The sequence below is a fragment of the Bacillus sp. T2.9-1 genome (assembly GCF_950097965.1).
GTDB classification, from domain to species: Bacteria; Bacillota; Bacilli; order Bacillales; family Cytobacillaceae; genus Niallia; species Niallia hominis.
Genome location: NZ_CATNHG010000111.1, coordinates 14560 through 31176, shown reverse-complemented (window position 1 = coordinate 31176; position 16617 = coordinate 14560). Strand labels below are relative to the sequence as shown.

Here is a 16617-nt window from a genome sequence, read left to right as displayed (position 1 = left end):
TCAATATTTTCCAGTAAATGGTTTAATATCTTACTGGGTTTCTTAAGTATTGTCTTTTTTAGGTATTGGTTGGCTTACAATTTCCAATTCCTTAGATTTTGGTACTTGACATATTACCGCAGGACTTATACAGTTAATAATGCATCAATAGAGTAAAGGGAAATCAATGTTTTTTCCATAAATTCCATCATAATGATCATATCATCTATTTGTTCTTCGGTAATGAAGCGTTTAAAATCAATAGTAATATGATTATTTACTATTTTATCAGCATTAAGTGGATTATAACTAATTTCCTGGACAATCTTCATCTCTTTTCCCCATATATCTTCGACTTTATTTTGCAAGGTATGATATAGTATATCTGACTTTTTATGGCGTAAATAAAGGTGAATATAAATAGTCGCACCAATTAAGGCTTCCTTGTTTGTATTTGGCAGTAGCTCTGCAGATAAATTTTGCAAATCAGCCGATAGTTCGAATGTTAACTTTGCGTTTTGCTGATTTTTCAACCTAAACGTAATCGTATAATTTCTTGATAATTTACTACTATTAAATAAATCATTCCGGTCTAAAACGACAATTTTCCCATCTAAATCACTGTCATAAATAAGGCCTTCCATTACGGTTCTCATGTTTTCAAAGGCAGTGGGATCAAACATTCATTTTCTCCTTCTTTACTTTTTAAAAAGCGCAAGAAACTTCCCAATAGCAGCATACAAAAAAATAACGCAGCTACTATTGGCAACGAATACTTGCACTTGATTGCTAAATTTATCTTTATTTAAAATAGCCCTACTGCTTTCCCGTTCTCGTCTACATCCATTTTTAAGGCAGCGGGTTTTTTTGGTAATCCCGGCATTGTCATAACATCACCGGTAAGTGCCACGAGAAATCCTGCCCCGATAGAAGGCTTAAATTCACGAATCGTAATCGAAAATCCTTGTGGTCTGCCAATTAACGAAGGATCATCTGATAAAGAATATTGTGTCTTCGCCATACAAATTGGAAGATTAGCCCAGCCATATTTTTCAAAGTCTGCTATCTGTTTTTTTGCTTTAGAAGAATATTCAACACTTTTTGCTCCATAAATTTTCGATGCAATTGTATGTATTTTTTCTTCGATAGAAGCATCTAATGGATAAATATGTTCAAATTTTTGTTCCTTTTGCTCCAATATAGCTAACACTTTTTTGGCTAATTCGACACCTCCATCTCCACCATTTTCCCACACTTCTGTTAAGGCAACTGGAATTTGCGCTTGTTCACAAAGCTGTTTCAGTACCTCAATTTCCGCCTCTGTGTCTGTCACGAACTTATTAATCGCAACAACAAATGGTAAACCAAATTCTTGAATGCTCTCCACATGCTTTTGTAAATTTGCAAAGCCTGTTTTTAAAGCTTCAGTATTTTCTAAAGAGAGTTCTTGTTTTGCAACTCCTCCATGCATTTTTAATGCACGAATCGTTGCAACAATAACGACAATTTCTGGGTTTATCTCTTTATTTCTCGACTTAATATTCAAAAATTTCTCTGCACCTAAATCTGCTCCAAATCCTGCTTCTGTTACTACGTAATCGCCTAATTTAGCAGCTGTTGTTGTTGCGATGACACTATTACAACCATGGGCTATATTAGCAAATGGCCCCCCATGGATTATGGCTGGAGAATGTTCAATCGTTTGAACTAAATTTGGCTTTATCGCATCTTTCAACAATAAAGTAAGTGCCCCTTCTACTCCCAAATCACCAACAGTGACTGGCTCTTTATCTACATTATAGGCAACAACCATTTGGGATAATCGTTTCTTTAAATCGGTGATATCTGCTGCCAAACATAATACAGCCATAATTTCAGATGCGACTGTTATGTCAAATCCATCTTCTCTAGGTACTCCTTGTAAGGGACCTCCTAAGCCGATTACTACTTTTCTTAAGGCACGGTCATTTAAATCGACTGCTCTTTTCCATACAATTCTTCTTTGATCAATGCGGCATTCATTGCCTTGATGAATATGGTTATCAACTAATGCAGCCAAAGCATTATTAGCAGTGGTAATTGCATGAAGATCTCCAGTAAAGTGAAGGTTAATATCTTCCATAGGTAGCACTTGGGCATTTCCGCCGCCTGCCGCTCCTCCTTTTATGCCCATTGTGGGGCCTAAAGAGGGTTCTCTCATGGCAATGACTGCTTTTTTTTGCAATTTATTTAATGCGTCGCCTAAACCAACTGTCACAGTAGATTTCCCTTCCCCTGCAGGAGTTGGATTAATAGCCGTCACAAGAATTAATTTACCTGATTTATTTTTTTTCAAGTCAATCAAGGCTTGTGAGGATATTTTCGCTTTATATTTTCCGTATAATTCAATATCATCGTCAGATAGGCCAATTTTCTCGGCAATATGTATGATTGGTTTCATTACTGCTTGTTGAGCAATTTCGATGTCAGATTTCATTTCTTTCTTTACCTCCATGATTTTCCTCTGCAATTTTAACCTTCCATTTTATTGTACAATAAAAACCATGTTATAAGTACACGTTTCGACAAAATCACTTTCATGTATCAACTACCATGGCATTCCCTTAATAAAAGATTTTCGATATAAACATAGAAAATATGCTATCATTTAAAAAATTCCAAACATTATGATTGCGACATATTCAAATCAATTTTATAATAAGCTATGTTATCGGTTATAGAAAGTTCCTACCGTCAAACATATATAAACACCAAACATTTTATGTAACACTACTATTTCTACTATGGAAATACAAAATAAGATGATTATTAGGAGGAGACATACCTATATGCCAATAAAAATCCCTCATCTTTTGCCAGCACGAGAAATACTAGAAGATGAAAATATATTTATTATGGATGAAGGTCGGGCAAAAGCACAGGATATTCGCCCATTAAACATATTAATATTAAACTTAATGCCTGAAAAAGAAAAAACAGAGGTTCAAATATTGCGCTTGCTCGGAAATACGCCTTTACAAGTAAATATTTCCTTTTTAAGAACAGCTTCCTATGAATCAAAAAATACGAGTCCATATCATCTTGAACAATTTTATCGAAACTTTGAGGCAATAAAAACAAATAGATACGATGGTATGATTATCACAGGAGCTCCTGTAGAATTAATGAGTTTTGAAGAAGTCGATTATTGGGAAGAATTAACGAAAATTATGGAATGGTCAAAGACTAATGTTACTTCTACTCTCCATATTTGTTGGGGAGCCCAAGCAGCTCTTTATCACCATTTTGGAATAAATAAATATAAATTAGATCAAAAATGTTATGGAATTTATTCTCACTATGTTTTAAATCCATCTGATAAGCTAATGCGCGGCTTTGATGATAGCTTTTTAGCCCCTCATTCAAGACATACAAATGTATCGATACAAGAAATTAAAGAACATCCTGATTTAGAGCTATTATCTGCCTCAGAAGACGCTGGAGCTTTTATCGTTAGCGCAAATAGTGGCAAACAAATTATGGTGACTGGCCACTTAGAATATGATTCTGTTACATTAGCAGAGGAGTATAAAAGGGATAAAGAAAAAGGATTAAACATCCATCTTCCGCTGCATTATTTTCCAAATAACGATCCGAGTGTGCAGCCCTTAAATAGTTGGCGCTCACATGCCCATTTATTGTTTTCTAATTGGCTGAACTATTATGTCTACCAAGAAACACCTTACGAATGGAAATAAAATAGAGAGCTAGCTTAAGAAGATACAAAAAAAGCGAGGGTAGAAGTCGATTGACCCGCGAACCCCCTCGCTATTATGCCATTCCCAACCAATTTAGCCATTATTATTGCTACCACTTGTAAAATAAACTTCTTCATATGGTTGAATAACGACAAATCCCTCTCCTGCAAATTTCATCTGTATCGATTCTCCACTTCCTCTTCCGAAAAAGGTTTTAAGCGAAATATCTGTTACAAACTCTGGCTGCAAGTTTCCAGACCATGCAACAGTAGCATTCGGATCTGTAAAAACAGGGTTATGTGGAGTAACTCGTAGCGTAAGTGGTTCGTAATGAGATGTTATCGCAACCATTCCTCTTCCAGTTAGATTTATATTAAATAAACCACCAGAAAGCATGCCTGCAATTCTTCTCATTAGCTTGATATCCCATTTGATTGTTGGTTCAAAAGCGAGAAGATCATTACCGTTTACAAAAATGGAATCTCCATTTAAATGCAAAATAGAAATTTTCTTTCCTTGGTCTGCTAAATATAGCTTCCCACTCCCTTCTGCTTTCATTAATGAAGCGCCTTCTCCTGTAAGTGCTTTCTTAAACATCTTTCCTATACCATGCTCCAAAATCCCTTCCCGTGTAAATCGAATATTTCCACGATATGACACCATACTTCCAGCTTTCGCCCATATTTGACTCGCTAAATTTATTTCAAGCATTCTTTCTGTTTCTAACTCAAAAACTCCCTCATTCTTATCTTTTTGCTCTGTCTTTGCCAAGAATTCTTCTAATTCATATCTTCCCATGCTCTCACCTCTTCAATAAATTGTTAATTTAAGGATATCATCTAGTAAGTTGCATGAAAATATATAAATAGGGTAGAAATAAATATATTTACTACTGTAAATGTAAAATAAAGTATGATAATTCCCCTTACATTTGTAAATACTATTGTTTAGTAGAAGGATAAGATTTATCTATTTACTAGGAAGGAGCAAAGTAGAATGGAAAAAATTATCGCTGTTGAAAGAAATTATATGGGAGACATTATTAGTTTTAAAACTTCAAACGGAAGAGTTATTTCTTATCGTAAAGCATTGATGGATATTGAAACAGGTGTTATAGAGGGGGTAGAAATCACTGAAAATGTACAAGAGGAAGAGGATTTATCTTTTTCCATTATAGATAGCTTTGACAATTATCCATCTATCTTTTAACTGCTTTCAAAAAAAATAAGGGCAATTCTCTGTCGGCATCATGCTGCTTTAGCATATACCTAGAGAGAATTACCCTTTCTTTATTCTAGCGAATCATTTTTTTGCTGAATTATTTTTAATACTTTCGTATACTCTGGATTTTCCTCAAAAAATTGAACTAAATCACCAATTCGATCAATAGAATCCCAGCTTAAATGATGCTCTATTCCTTCCACATCTTCATAAATATTCTCTTCTTTTACTCCGATAATTCTAAGTAATTGCTCTAAGAGTTCATGTCTGTATACTAAGCGTTTACCGATTTTTTTTCCTTTTGGTGTTAAAACCAAGCCTCTATATTTTTCATAAACAAGATATTCATCCTTATCCAATTTCTGAACCATTTTTGTCACAGAGGAGGGATGTACAGATAAGCCTTCCGCAATATCTGATACTCTTGCATATCCTTTATCTTCAATTAGGTTGTAAATGCGTTCAATATAGTCTTCCATACTAGGTGTCGGCAATTCAACCCCTCCTTTACCAGGATTTCTCCTTTTTCTATTCTATTCGAAAATATTTATTTGCGTTTTTATCTATGTATGTACTGCCCATTAAAAAAGGACTCCCACTATTTGAATATCAAAAACTTTTATCGAACAAATATAAAGCAATTTTAGTGGAAAGAAATAGCCTTTAAAAAAGGCATGGATTAAAAGAACATTTCTTTAGCATTTTACTATAAAAAAAAAGGGGAAACAAGATTCTTTCAAACGTTAGATTTTTTATATAGCTGTCTTGCTTCCACTAATAGGATAAAAATTGCTTTATTCACCTATAGTATTACTGAGATAATTCGAGGAAAATCTATTCTGGGAATTCCATTTTCCAACTAAAATATTCATTATCTTGATTCTTCTCATATTTCATCATTGCATCAAATTTATTCCCTTTTTTACTCACTAAACCTTTAACAGGAGCTTTACCATTTTTCAGTAAATGTTTAACCATTGTTTTCGTCGGTTTTTTCTTCATAGTTGCAAGAAATTTATCATTCTTCCAAATGACGAATTTACAACCATTCTTCCAATTACTGCAGCCAAATCCTTTTTTTCCTTCCACTACAGAATGTCCACAAACAGGACATTTCCCCAACACTTCTGTCGTTTGTTTAACATATGTTACTTCTTGGATAATGACATCTGCTTCGTTTTTTATCGTTTCCACTGCGCTTGATGTGAAGTTACTGATCATTTGCAAAAATTGCTTTTTGCTAAATTGCCCTTTTTCCATATCATATAGATCTTTTTCTAGTTTCCCAGTAAAATCTAAATTAAATAGATCTTTAATGGGGAATGTATCAACTATTCTTCTTCCTAAATCAGTGCAGACTAAGTTCTTATTTTTTGCCTCAATATACCCTATATCCTTAAGCTTCTTTATTGTTTCTGCACGTGTTGCTGGCGTTCCTATACTAAAACCACTTAAGATGGTTAAAACATCTTCTTCATTTTCCGCATCAAAATTTTTTCCGCATGTTTCCATCAGCCTTAGTAATGTCTTTTCCGTATGCTCTTTTGGAGGCTGGGTAGTATGAGTTGTTGTTACTGCATCGCTAGTGAAAACCTCTTCTCCTACTTGTACCATTGGAAGCATAACATCTTTCGATTGAATTTTCTCTATCTTTTTCCAGCCTTCTACTAATTGAACCTTACCTTTCGTTATAAAGCTACCTTTAAGTTCTAGAAGATTTATACTTGTAATGATTTTTGTCTCTTCTACCTCAGCAACTGGCATAAACTGCATTAATAAACGATTTTTTATCGCCTCATATACTTGTTGTTCCTCTTGGCTTAATCGTTTAGGCAATACATACGTAGGAATAATTGCACTATGACTCTCTACTTTTTTATTATCGAAAATTCTTTTGGATGGAAAAAATTTAACTTCCTCTTTAAATGGTAAATCTGCCGCAAGAAGATTTACTACTTTTTCCGTTTTCGAAATAAGGCTTTCTTCTAAAGCAATGCTTGCTGTTCTCGGATACGTTATATATTTTTTTTCATACAGACTTTGTGCTACCTTCAATACTTTATCTGCTGTCCAACCTTTATATTTACTAGTTATATAGCCTTGAAGATTAGAAAGATTAAATAAAAACGGTGGATATTCCTTTTTCTTCTGCACCTTTTTATCTGCTATAATTGCGGTTTTCCCGTTAATCTGTTCCTCTAACTCTTTTAAATATTGTTCCGACTTAAACTTTTCTTCCCTATTTTCTATATAAGCACCTAAATAACTGCTTCCGTTTTCCGTTAAAAAGGTTGCTTGTAGTTTATAATAATTTTCTGGAACAAAGGTTTCAATTTCTTTATCACGATCATAAATGATCTTAAGCGTAGGTAGTAAGACTCTTCCGATATTTAAAGCCTTCCCTTTGCCCTTTTGATATTTTAAAGTGGCAACAGATGTTAAGTTAATCCCGATTAGCCAATCTGCCCATTGTCTGCTAACACCTGCATCTTGTAAGGGACGCAGTTCATTGTTGGAACGAAGGTTTTCTAATCCATTTAATACTTCTTTAGGCGTCCATTCATTCAATAATAAACGATAAACTTCCTTTTCGGTTTCGGTTCTTAAATTATAAATAATACTATCCCCAATAAGCTGTCCTTCTCGATCATAGTCACATGCGGAAATAATTGTATCTACATCTGATCTTTTCATCAGTCTGTGGATGATTTTAAGCTGTTTTTCGGCGCCACGATCTGGCTTATCTTTATTTTTAGAATCTGACTTCACTTTATATTGAAACTTACTTGGGATAAAAGGAAAGTTTTCTAGTTTCCACGTAGCCATTTTTTCATCATAATCTTTTGCATCATTTAATTGCAATAAATGTCCGAATGCCCATGTAACAATATAGCCATTTCCTTCAAAATAGCCATCTTGTCTATTTTTTATTTTTAATGCATCTGCAATATTTTTAGATACAGATGGTTTTTCCGCCAATATTAATTTCATCTATATCACCTTTTTTCATTTCTTACATTCATTAATATTTTTTATACAAGATAACATTATAATCGCAAAAAAGAGAAATGTATAGAAAGGGGTAAATTTATAAAAATGCAAATGGAGTAATTTAGAGATTTTTATTGACTTCATTATATATATTCATTTTTCTTACCTTTTACAACGAAGAGAATTAAAAAGAAGATAATGGTGTGGGGGAATGCTGAGCTATCAAATTACGCTCATTATTGTTTTTTTTCATGCTATACTAAATTAATTAGACGGAGACCATAACTGTATTAGAGTCCCCGTCCATTATAAAGTTTTAGAAGGAGCATAATGTTAATAGGCTACCTTTAAAGATTTTTTTATTTGTAAATACTGTTCTAATTCTTTTAAGACAAAAAAGACATGTGCTTGTTCCTCAAAAGAACGCCAATCATTCGGTAGTTTATCGTGTTTAATCATTTCCTCTAGTCGCTGAAGCTTACTTAAAAACAGTACAGCTGTATTACCTGAATGGACACATAAACTCAGTTCTTCTAAAAAGTCAGCTACAAGCTCTCTTTGATTATCAAGCGTTTCGACAGTTATAATCCGATCAAATAGCCTAGAAATGATTTCTAGTTGCTTTTCTCTAATCGTAAAATATTTATAATAATAATTTTCTTTTCTAGAAAAATGATTTTCGACATCACGATATGCAACGGATTTAGCAAATTGCACTTCATCAGATGCTTGTTTAAACTTTAATGCAAAATCTTCTTTCATTTCCTTTGTGCGAAGATACACAACCATATCCATCAAAAGAGCTTTAAAGTATTGCTCGATATCTTTTTGATGTACTTTCATTTCTTTATCGAGGCTTGGCATATAACTATTAACAAGTAATGCTGCACCAATTCCAATTATAATTAAGCCTAACTCATTAAATACAACCTGCCACGACATTTGATTGGTAGAATAAATATGAAGAATAATAACCGTACTTGTTACTACACCTTCATTTACCTTCAATAAAACCGTTGTTGGGATAAATAATAATAGTAACAGCCCAATAATATAGGGCTCAAAAGCAATTCCCTCAAAGAAAATATACGAAAATGGAATAGCAAGCATACATGCAATAAAACGCGAAAAGGCACTATGAAGTGATTTCTTTTTGGAATTTTGTACACACAGGATTGTTATTATCGCAGAAGATACATAGAAATCTAAGTGGAAAAACTGAGCAATAGATATACCTATGCTAACTGCCACTGCTGTTTTAAATGTACGATAACCAATTTTATACTTTTTTAATTTTTGCAAAGCTCTTTGCATTTGCATCATTAATCACAACCAGTAACTAGTAAATCATCCTGTAAAGAAGCTAGCCTCGTATTTATGGCAATTTTATCACCAGGCTTTACTAATAATTCCACAACAGATCCACTAAAAGGAACACTTACATCTTTTATTTCCCCTGCTAAAGTTCTAATAGTTAAAATCGTTTCCCACTCATAAAAATAAGCTTTTTCTTTCATTAGAATTTCATTTACAGTTCCTTCAAACGGGCTAAGTATCATCTGATTTTCTCTGGATATTTCATAATACGGACTTTGACTGCTCTTTACAATCGTTTCAATCATTTTAATAAATCTTCCCTTTTTATTTATAGTTTTTTACCTAATGACATTCGTTTATTTTTATCCAAAAATAAACTTTACTTAATTATTGTAATCATGTTAATAAAAACACATTTTGCCTTATAATTCAATAAGTTCGAGAATTATTTTTTCATAGGAAATTTTTGCAAGAAAAAATCCATAGAAAATCCCACTAGTATTCGTTTTTTCACGTTAAGAAATGAAAGCGGAATCAAGTCTGTTATATCAAAATTCACCTTCAATCACATGATAAAATAAATAAACTAGCTGGTTAGCTAGTTCACATAAAATACTTTTTTATCTTACTGTCTGTTTGGATATACCAATTTTCTTTTTCAATAATATTCGATACAGTTAAAATAAGAGATGGGATCTTTTCTACATTGAATACGATTAAGCCGATTTTTTTAACCATAATGACAAAGGACTCCCCATGTGAAAAAGTGGGTAACACATTCCCTAATTGAAGAATGCTTTTTACAACTGCCTCCTTGCTGCCATCCTCTAATACAGTATTCGGTGTAAATCGCAAAATCCAATTTTCATTTTCAATCGAAAATCGATACATTATAGCCACCTTCTTATTCTATTTCCTTTAAAAATAAAACTGCTACTTCATCATATGTTGAAAATGATTATTTATGAAATATTTTATCAAAGTCAAGAAATGATATAAATTGATGAAAAAGGAAAGGTCTCACACTTGAAGAAACTATTAATAATATTCCCGGTTTATTGTATCCGTTTTCTATCTGTTTTCAACCAAGTAAGCCTTTTCAAAATTTCGGTGAAGTTTTCAGAAAAAACGCTTAGAAACCTTGACTACATATAGGTTATCGTGTATATTATAGACATCATTTAACAAAATTCAGAATAATTATTTTCTATTATTATTTTGTTCTATGAAAATATTTATTTTATAGGCACCAATCATGTGTCTTGAAAGGCTTAGGAGGAAATTTAATATGCAAAACGGTAAAGTAAAATGGTTCAATAACGAAAAAGGATTTGGATTTATCGAAGTTGAAGGTGGAGACGATGTATTCGTACATTTCACTGCTATTCAAGGCGAAGGTTTCAAGTCATTAGAAGAAGGACAAGAAGTTTCTTTCGAAATCGTTGAAGGAAACCGCGGACCTCAAGCTGCTAATGTTGTTAAACTATAATTAATAAACAAATATATTAATAATAGTAGTCAGGGGATTTTTCTAGAAGTTTTCTTCTTGAGAAGTCCCCTTTATTTTTGCCCTTATTAATACAACTAGTTCTTTTCGAATCTTAATATAAGAGAAAAAGGTGGAAGTATGTTCCCCCTACTTCGCACCAGATAACTTTTCCCCGTATTCCTTTAGCTTATATCCCACCGTACACTGCGAAATACAGAAGCGGTGAGCTCCTCTTTTTCCTAACTCTAATTTATTTTGTCGATATAAAAAACAATCTTTGCAATAATCTTTCATTAACTCATCTGCTTCTTCAATCAGTTTCTTTCGTTCCAAGCTCCACCCCTCCTTTATTTATAACGATTATTAAATCAATTGCATTTTACTATAGATACGCTTTCCTTCTAGGCTTTGCGTTGCAAGCTTATCCGCTTCTTTATTTTCATTTCTTCCAATAGAAGTATATATCATATTTAAATGTAATTTTTTTATTTTAGCTTCAATTCGATCAAGCCATCTATTTAAGTCCTCTTCATAGCATGGCCATTCGCCTTCTAATTGCTTCAATACTACTTGTGAATCCCCTTTTACTTCACAAGTAACATCCCTTACCTCTAGTTCCTCCAAAAGATTTAAAGCGTGAAATAGAGCTGCGTATTCTGCTTCATTATTAGAAAGAATATCATGAAATAGTTCATTTGCCCGAACTCTAAATTTCTTTTTGCCCTGCTGAAAGAAAAGAACAACACCGATTCCTGCTGTTTTTGTTTCCTTGTGGTAGCCGCCATCAAAATATACCGTAAAATCATGTGGCTCCTCTTCCATTTCTTCATTCAATTTTCGTAATTCCTTTAAAGTCCAGCTTGTTCCTTTTTCATCATAAAAAATTAGATCCTTTGTATCATTTCGTTTCTCCAGTTCTTCCCCCATTTCAAGAGCAAGAGCTGATTGGATCCAATCAGAAGTAAAATGAATACCTTCCTTCTTTTTCTTCATCTGAAATGTATATTCCAATTTGTATTTCATAACGGTACAACCTTTCTATAAGTAAAGTAACTTTCGAAGCTTCGAGGTCTTATTGCTTAGTAGTTGGATAAAAAGCTACTCCTAAAGAAATTATAAAAAACATTACCATCACAACTTTTTTTCATTTATAATATTTTACATCGTTTCATTTATACATTGTACTTTTTACAGTAACCCTTGCTTGTCATTATATCATTTTTCAATTCATCAATAGGAGCCTATCTACTATTTATTAACTAGGTTACATATTTAATGATATATATACAGCTATTACGTTTTGTATGAAAACTAAATGTAAAATAACTAGTACAGTCATTGATTAATCATATCAAAATTTCAGGAGGTATCAAAATGATTGAAGTTTATATTGATGGCGCCAGTGCTGGAAATCCTGGTCCTAGTGGCGCTGGCATTTTTATAAAAGGGCATGGTTCTGCAGAAAGATACTCCTTCCCACTTGGGTTAATGAGTAATCATGAAGCAGAATATTATGCACTCATTAAAGCTTTAGAAATCTGCATTAATCAAAACTATCGCACAGTGAGCTTTCGTACAGATTCTGAATTAGTAAGTCGAGCTGTTGAAAAGGAATTCGCTAAAAATAAAAAATATGCTCCTCTCCTTGATCAAGCCTTAAAGCTTATAAGAGAATTGGATTTATTTTTTATTAAATGGATTCCAAGTAATGATAATAAAACAGCCGATGAATTAGCAAGACTTGCCATTAGAAAAAATAATTAAGGAAAGGAATCATCCGTTGAAAATACTTACTTCCCAAAGATTTGCAGATTTATCCCTTTTATTTGTTGCTCTAATATGGGGTTCGACCTTTGTAATCGTTCAAAATGCAATAGCTTTTTTACAACCACTTATCTTTAATGGGATTCGCTTTTTCCTAGCTGCTCTTTTTTTATTTCTATGGTTACTTCTATTTAAGCCTTCCCAACTGAAGCAAATAAATATACATTGTTTAAAAGCCGGAATTATTTTAGGTATTTGTTTATTTATCGGCTATGCTTTTCAAACAATTGGGCTTGTCTATACTACTAGCTCGAAAGCAGGTTTTATAACTGGACTAAGTGTTGTGCTTGTTCCTTTATTTATGTATCTTTTTATGAAACAAGCTTTATTGATCAACCATATTATTGGTGTTATTATTGCAACAATTGGCCTCTATCTCCTAACGATAAGCAATGTATTTTCTTTTAATATTGGTGACTTTTTTGTATTTATTTGTGCGATAGGCTTTGCATTGCAAATCATCTTAACAGGAAAATATAGCAAACAATATCCCACATTATTATTAACAATTATGCAACTTTTGACAGTTTCAATTCTTGGGTTTATTGGTAGCTTTTTATTTGAAAATCCAAAAGCTAATTTTAAAGTGAATATCCTTTTTCACAAAGAAGTAATAATTGCTTTACTCATAACTGCTATCCTTGCTACTGCTGTTGCATTTATAATCCAAACAAGCTTACAAAAATATACCAATTCTACTAGGGTTGCGTTGATTTTTGCAACCGAACCAGTATTTGCAGCAATGACTGCATACCTATTTAATAATGAACAGTTAACAGCTAGTGCTACGATTGGTTGTATGCTGATTTTATTAGGAATGGTTTTTTCCGAATTACCGAGGAAAACACTGCTTGCAGCATTTAAACGGGGTAGCTTTATTGAGAAATAATTAAATCATGTCCTTAGATTTACTGTACCTCTCCACATTAATGAAGAGGCTGGGACAAAACTAAATAACTAATCTTTAAAGACGAACAATCTTCAATTCAGCTCTTAAATAAAGCTACGTTATCTATGTTTTTAAATCTAGTTAAGTGTAAAAATTAAGTCGTTCCATTGCGCTACAGACGCACGATGCGCCGGGGAGGAAGCTGAGCCTCCTCGCTGCGTGGCCACTGAAAAAGTGAATTACCTGGTGAATCGGTAGTTACCAAACCATTCTAACATAGTGTAGGTTTTTGTTTTCCGAGGCTTACCGCACGACTCACCGGGGCGAGCGCCGAGCCGCTTCACAGCTCACGCTCCTGCAGGGTCTCGGACTTTCTCGCATCTCCCGTAGGAGTCGAGCGGACACCTCTCCAAACCAACTTATTATTCGCTTTCAAATAAATAAAACCTCATTTTATTTGGAGAACTAGACTTTTTCAGTGCCCTCCTCGCTGCGCTGCGGGGTCTAAAGCGTCTCTATTTCCCGCAGGAGTCGAGCGTCCTCCGCTCCATTCCACTTCGTTTTTAAACCTTTATCTAAAAAATCACGAACTATAATGTAAGTTAATCGCATTATAGTTCGTGTTTATTGTTGGTTGAAATACTTATGTCACAGCCTCTTTAGAAAAAACAAAAAACCACTCTATGTAAATACATTAAAGTGGAAATAAATGATTTCTTTTTATAAAGCTGATTGCTTCTTTTTTTGTTTTCAGTTCATTGTCTATAAACATCTCAAGCAAAGAAACAAAAAAGCTGCCATCAAATTTCTTTTGTATTTTTAAAGTACATTCAATTGCTGTTATTACAAGCTCATCTGTAGCATTTGTATATGCTTTGCCAAAATATATAAAACCTATTGCATCGTCACCGAAGGAAAAGCCTTTCCCATCTAAAAAAAGCAAATACTCCTCTACTGTTTTCAAACTTTGTGTACATTCCCCTCTATCCTTTTACCTACATGTTACTTTATATCACGACATATTTCTAGCTTTTTCAACACTTATTTTGCATTTTTAATGACCATTGTCACAATTTTTCTATTTTCTTCGATAACTTTGCAAAAAAAAGATAGAGAAGCAAAATGGGCTTGCCCCTCTATCAATTGTTAACGGCGTATAATGGTTTTTTTCTTCTTCGTACATAAATGTCCTAAGAAACCTATACAAACACCTAATAAGGCACCTCCAAATACCTCTTGTGGCTGGTGGCCTAGCATTTCCTTTAGTTTTTTTGGTTGTTGCTCTTTAAAGGCAATATTCTTATCTGTATTAATTTTATCTACTAGCTCTCCTAAATCATTTACCTTTAACGTTAATTCTCCTGTCTGTCTTCGAATTCCCTGTGCATCATACATGACAATTAATCCGAAAATAAGCGATAACGCAAAATCAATAGTTGGTAAACCTCGTTTTAATGCAATAAAAGTTGTTAGAGAAGAAACACCTGCTGAGTGGGAGCTTGGCATCCCTCCTGTTTGAAAAAATAAGCCTTTATCCCACTTTTTTGTTTTAAAAAAATGAATGGGGATTTTTAAAAATTGAGCCATTCCAATGCTTATTAAGGCAACATATATGCCCTTATTCATATCAATCACCTCTTTCAAATAGTCTCTTTATTTACGGATGATATTATTCTTATTTGCTCATACTAAAATTGATTTTTATTTCCACTATGACTTTAAGAGGTGATTGATATGAGTAATAAAAACCATACGAATAGAGGAAAAGCTGCTGGCGGGGTTAATCCACAAGGGTACGGTCAAGACGCTGATATAACGCCAGCTCCAAAAAGCAAATTAGAAAATGCCGCGAAAAAGAAGAATACAAAATAATGATATTTCATTAATTTTCGCTATTTAGCTGGGGCTTTAAAAAAAGCTCCAGCCAACTTGTATTATTCAGTCTTTATCTTGATTGATTTCTTTCATGAATTGGGCAAAAGTATCTATCCTTTTGTATATTTATTCTAAAGAATTTTCAACTCTACCCACATCTAATGAAGTTAAACATGATAAATACAAATAAAAACCCAAACGATTATACGAAACTTTTAAATAAGCATTTCGTTTGAATCGGTTGGGTTTAACTTTTGTTAGCATATTTGTTTCAGTCTCTGAGATATCTAGGCGTTTATCCTTCTAGTTTCGTATTCCAATGCAAATTTTGCGTAATATATAAAAAACCATTTCTTAAAATAAGGTGAGCTCTTCTTTCTTTTCTACATAATGATGAAATCTTTTAAATTCTAATTCCTCAAATTTCTTCATTGCGGTAGCTGGATTGATATTTAAATAGCTATCTTCTAGCATGCAACTTACTGGAACGTCGCATTTAATCTCTGCTAATTGTCTGCTTAAATGGAGCATTTCGAGGTCTGTTTCAATTTTCGTACGCTGACCCTTTGTAAGCAACGATAAATTAGCTAAAATCCCTTCTATATTCTGATGAACTTGGAGAAGCTTTAAGGCAGTTTTCTCACCTATCCCCTTTACGCCAGGATAGTTATCACTTGTATCTCCCATTAATCCCTTTAGATCGATCATTTGCTTTGGAGTAATCCCTTTTTCTTCTTGAAAATTTGCTGGTGTATAAACCATATAGTTACCATACCCTTTTTTTAATAACGCAACAGAAATATGATCATCCAGTAATTGCAGAATATCCTGATCTCCTGTTAAGATGGTAACATTTGCTTCACCTTTCATTTGTTTCGCAATTGTACCGATACAATCGTCAGCTTCAAATCCAGTTATCCCTATATTTGGAACATTAAAGCTTTCTACAACTTCTTTTACCAAATCAAATTGTGGAATTAATTCAACAGGGGCGTCTTGACGATTTGCTTTATAGGAAGGGTACATTTCTGTTCTAAATGTAGTACTTCCCATATCCCAGCAAACCGCAACATGTGAAGGGTTAAAATGTTCAATTGCTGTAAAAAAATGTTTTACAAAACCATGAATTGCATTTGTTGGAATTCCTTTTGAGTTAACCATATATTGACCTGTAACAGCTGTAGCAAAAAAAGCACGAAATAATAGCGCCATCCCATCTACGAGCATCAGGTTTGTCTGTTTGTCATTATTCAAATCGCATCTCTCCTTTATTTCCATTCGTTTATTATAACAGA

The 16617-nt window shown here is 33.4% G+C and carries 19 protein-coding genes; 6 read left to right on the top strand and 13 right to left on the bottom strand.

Features of this window, described 5'->3' with window-relative positions:
• Nucleotides 1–125: 125 nt before the first annotated feature.
• Complete coding sequence (locus QQZ16_RS16840) at nt 126–662, bottom strand: hypothetical protein (RefSeq protein WP_284561535.1); 537 nt, start codon at nt 660–662, stop codon at nt 126–128.
• A gap of 122 nt (nt 663–784) precedes the next feature.
• The gene (locus QQZ16_RS16835; RefSeq protein ID WP_235251631.1) at nt 785–2473 is read right to left on the bottom strand and encodes a formate--tetrahydrofolate ligase; all 1689 of its coding nucleotides are present in this window, start codon (nt 2471–2473) and stop codon (nt 785–787) included.
• A 334-nt stretch (nt 2474–2807) separates the two neighbouring features.
• On the opposite strand from QQZ16_RS16835, the gene metA reads away from it, so the two are divergent.
• A complete protein-coding gene (gene metA / locus QQZ16_RS16830) occupies nt 2808–3716 on the top strand; it encodes a homoserine O-acetyltransferase MetA (RefSeq protein WP_031538167.1) in 909 nt (302 codons plus the stop codon).
• Between the two features lie 93 nt (nt 3717–3809).
• Here metA and QQZ16_RS16825 read toward each other — a convergent pair whose 3' ends face one another.
• Complete coding sequence (locus QQZ16_RS16825; RefSeq protein ID WP_031538169.1) at nt 3810–4514, bottom strand: AIM24 family protein; 705 nt, start codon at nt 4512–4514, stop codon at nt 3810–3812.
• Between the two features lie 198 nt (nt 4515–4712).
• Between QQZ16_RS16825 and QQZ16_RS16820 the strand changes: the two genes are divergently transcribed.
• Nucleotides 4713–4925 (top strand): DUF3892 domain-containing protein, encoded by a 213-nt coding sequence (locus QQZ16_RS16820; protein ID WP_031538170.1) that lies wholly within the window; start codon nt 4713–4715, stop codon nt 4923–4925.
• Nucleotides 4926–5005: 80 nt separating this feature from the next.
• On the opposite strand, the gene mntR is transcribed toward QQZ16_RS16820, so the two are convergent.
• From mntR to QQZ16_RS16795, 5 genes are all read right to left on the bottom strand, one after another.
• The gene (mntR, locus tag QQZ16_RS16815) at nt 5006–5431 is read right to left on the bottom strand and encodes a transcriptional regulator MntR (RefSeq protein WP_031538171.1); all 426 of its coding nucleotides are present in this window, start codon (nt 5429–5431) and stop codon (nt 5006–5008) included.
• 340 nt (nt 5432–5771) lie between these two features.
• Complete coding sequence (locus QQZ16_RS16810) at nt 5772–7928, bottom strand: type IA DNA topoisomerase (RefSeq protein WP_284561534.1); 2157 nt, start codon at nt 7926–7928, stop codon at nt 5772–5774.
• 333 nt (nt 7929–8261) lie between these two features.
• Nucleotides 8262–9251 (bottom strand): aromatic acid exporter family protein, encoded by a 990-nt coding sequence (locus QQZ16_RS16805; RefSeq protein ID WP_235251629.1) that lies wholly within the window; start codon nt 9249–9251, stop codon nt 8262–8264.
• Nucleotides 9251–9550, bottom strand: coding sequence for a hypothetical protein (locus tag QQZ16_RS16800; RefSeq protein WP_048716859.1), 300 nt, complete (start codon nt 9548–9550; stop codon nt 9251–9253). Before QQZ16_RS16800 ends, QQZ16_RS16805 begins: the two co-directional genes overlap by 1 nt.
• A gap of 298 nt (nt 9551–9848) precedes the next feature.
• Entirely contained in the window at nt 9849–10136 is a 288-nt protein-coding gene (locus QQZ16_RS16795) for a hypothetical protein (RefSeq protein ID WP_031538175.1), read from the bottom strand.
• 397 nt (nt 10137–10533) lie between these two features.
• On the opposite strand from QQZ16_RS16795, the gene cspD reads away from it, so the two are divergent.
• Entirely contained in the window at nt 10534–10734 is a 201-nt protein-coding gene (gene cspD, locus QQZ16_RS16790; RefSeq protein WP_009332654.1) for a cold-shock protein CspD, read from the top strand.
• A gap of 147 nt (nt 10735–10881) precedes the next feature.
• Here cspD and QQZ16_RS16785 read toward each other — a convergent pair whose 3' ends face one another.
• Nucleotides 10882–11067, bottom strand: a complete 186-nt coding sequence (locus QQZ16_RS16785; protein ID WP_031538176.1) for a zinc-finger domain-containing protein — start codon at nt 11065–11067, stop codon at nt 10882–10884.
• 30 nt (nt 11068–11097) lie between these two features.
• Nucleotides 11098–11757, bottom strand: coding sequence for a reverse transcriptase-like protein (locus QQZ16_RS16780; RefSeq protein ID WP_235251628.1), 660 nt, complete (start codon nt 11755–11757; stop codon nt 11098–11100).
• Nucleotides 11758–12108: 351 nt separating this feature from the next.
• On the opposite strand from QQZ16_RS16780, the gene QQZ16_RS16775 reads away from it, so the two are divergent.
• Entirely contained in the window at nt 12109–12498 is a 390-nt protein-coding gene (locus QQZ16_RS16775; RefSeq protein WP_235251627.1) for a reverse transcriptase-like protein, read from the top strand.
• A gap of 16 nt (nt 12499–12514) precedes the next feature.
• Nucleotides 12515–13447, top strand: a complete 933-nt coding sequence (locus tag QQZ16_RS16770; RefSeq protein WP_031538179.1) for a DMT family transporter — start codon at nt 12515–12517, stop codon at nt 13445–13447.
• 694 nt (nt 13448–14141) lie between these two features.
• On the opposite strand, the gene QQZ16_RS16765 is transcribed toward QQZ16_RS16770, so the two are convergent.
• Nucleotides 14142–14411, bottom strand: a complete 270-nt coding sequence (locus QQZ16_RS16765; RefSeq protein WP_031538091.1) for a DUF6123 family protein — start codon at nt 14409–14411, stop codon at nt 14142–14144.
• Nucleotides 14412–14593: 182 nt separating this feature from the next.
• Nucleotides 14594–15073: a divergent PAP2 family protein gene (locus QQZ16_RS16760; RefSeq protein WP_235251625.1), complete on the bottom strand. Its 480-nt coding sequence runs from the start codon at nt 15071–15073 to the stop codon at nt 14594–14596.
• Nucleotides 15074–15181: 108 nt separating this feature from the next.
• On the opposite strand from QQZ16_RS16760, the gene sspL reads away from it, so the two are divergent.
• Nucleotides 15182–15319 (top strand): small, acid-soluble spore protein L, encoded by a 138-nt coding sequence (sspL, locus tag QQZ16_RS16755; RefSeq protein ID WP_031538093.1) that lies wholly within the window; start codon nt 15182–15184, stop codon nt 15317–15319.
• 357 nt (nt 15320–15676) lie between these two features.
• Here sspL and QQZ16_RS16750 read toward each other — a convergent pair whose 3' ends face one another.
• Nucleotides 15677–16549, bottom strand: a complete 873-nt coding sequence (locus tag QQZ16_RS16750) for a 5'-3' exonuclease (protein ID WP_031538094.1) — start codon at nt 16547–16549, stop codon at nt 15677–15679.
• Nucleotides 16550–16617 lie beyond the last annotated feature (68 nt).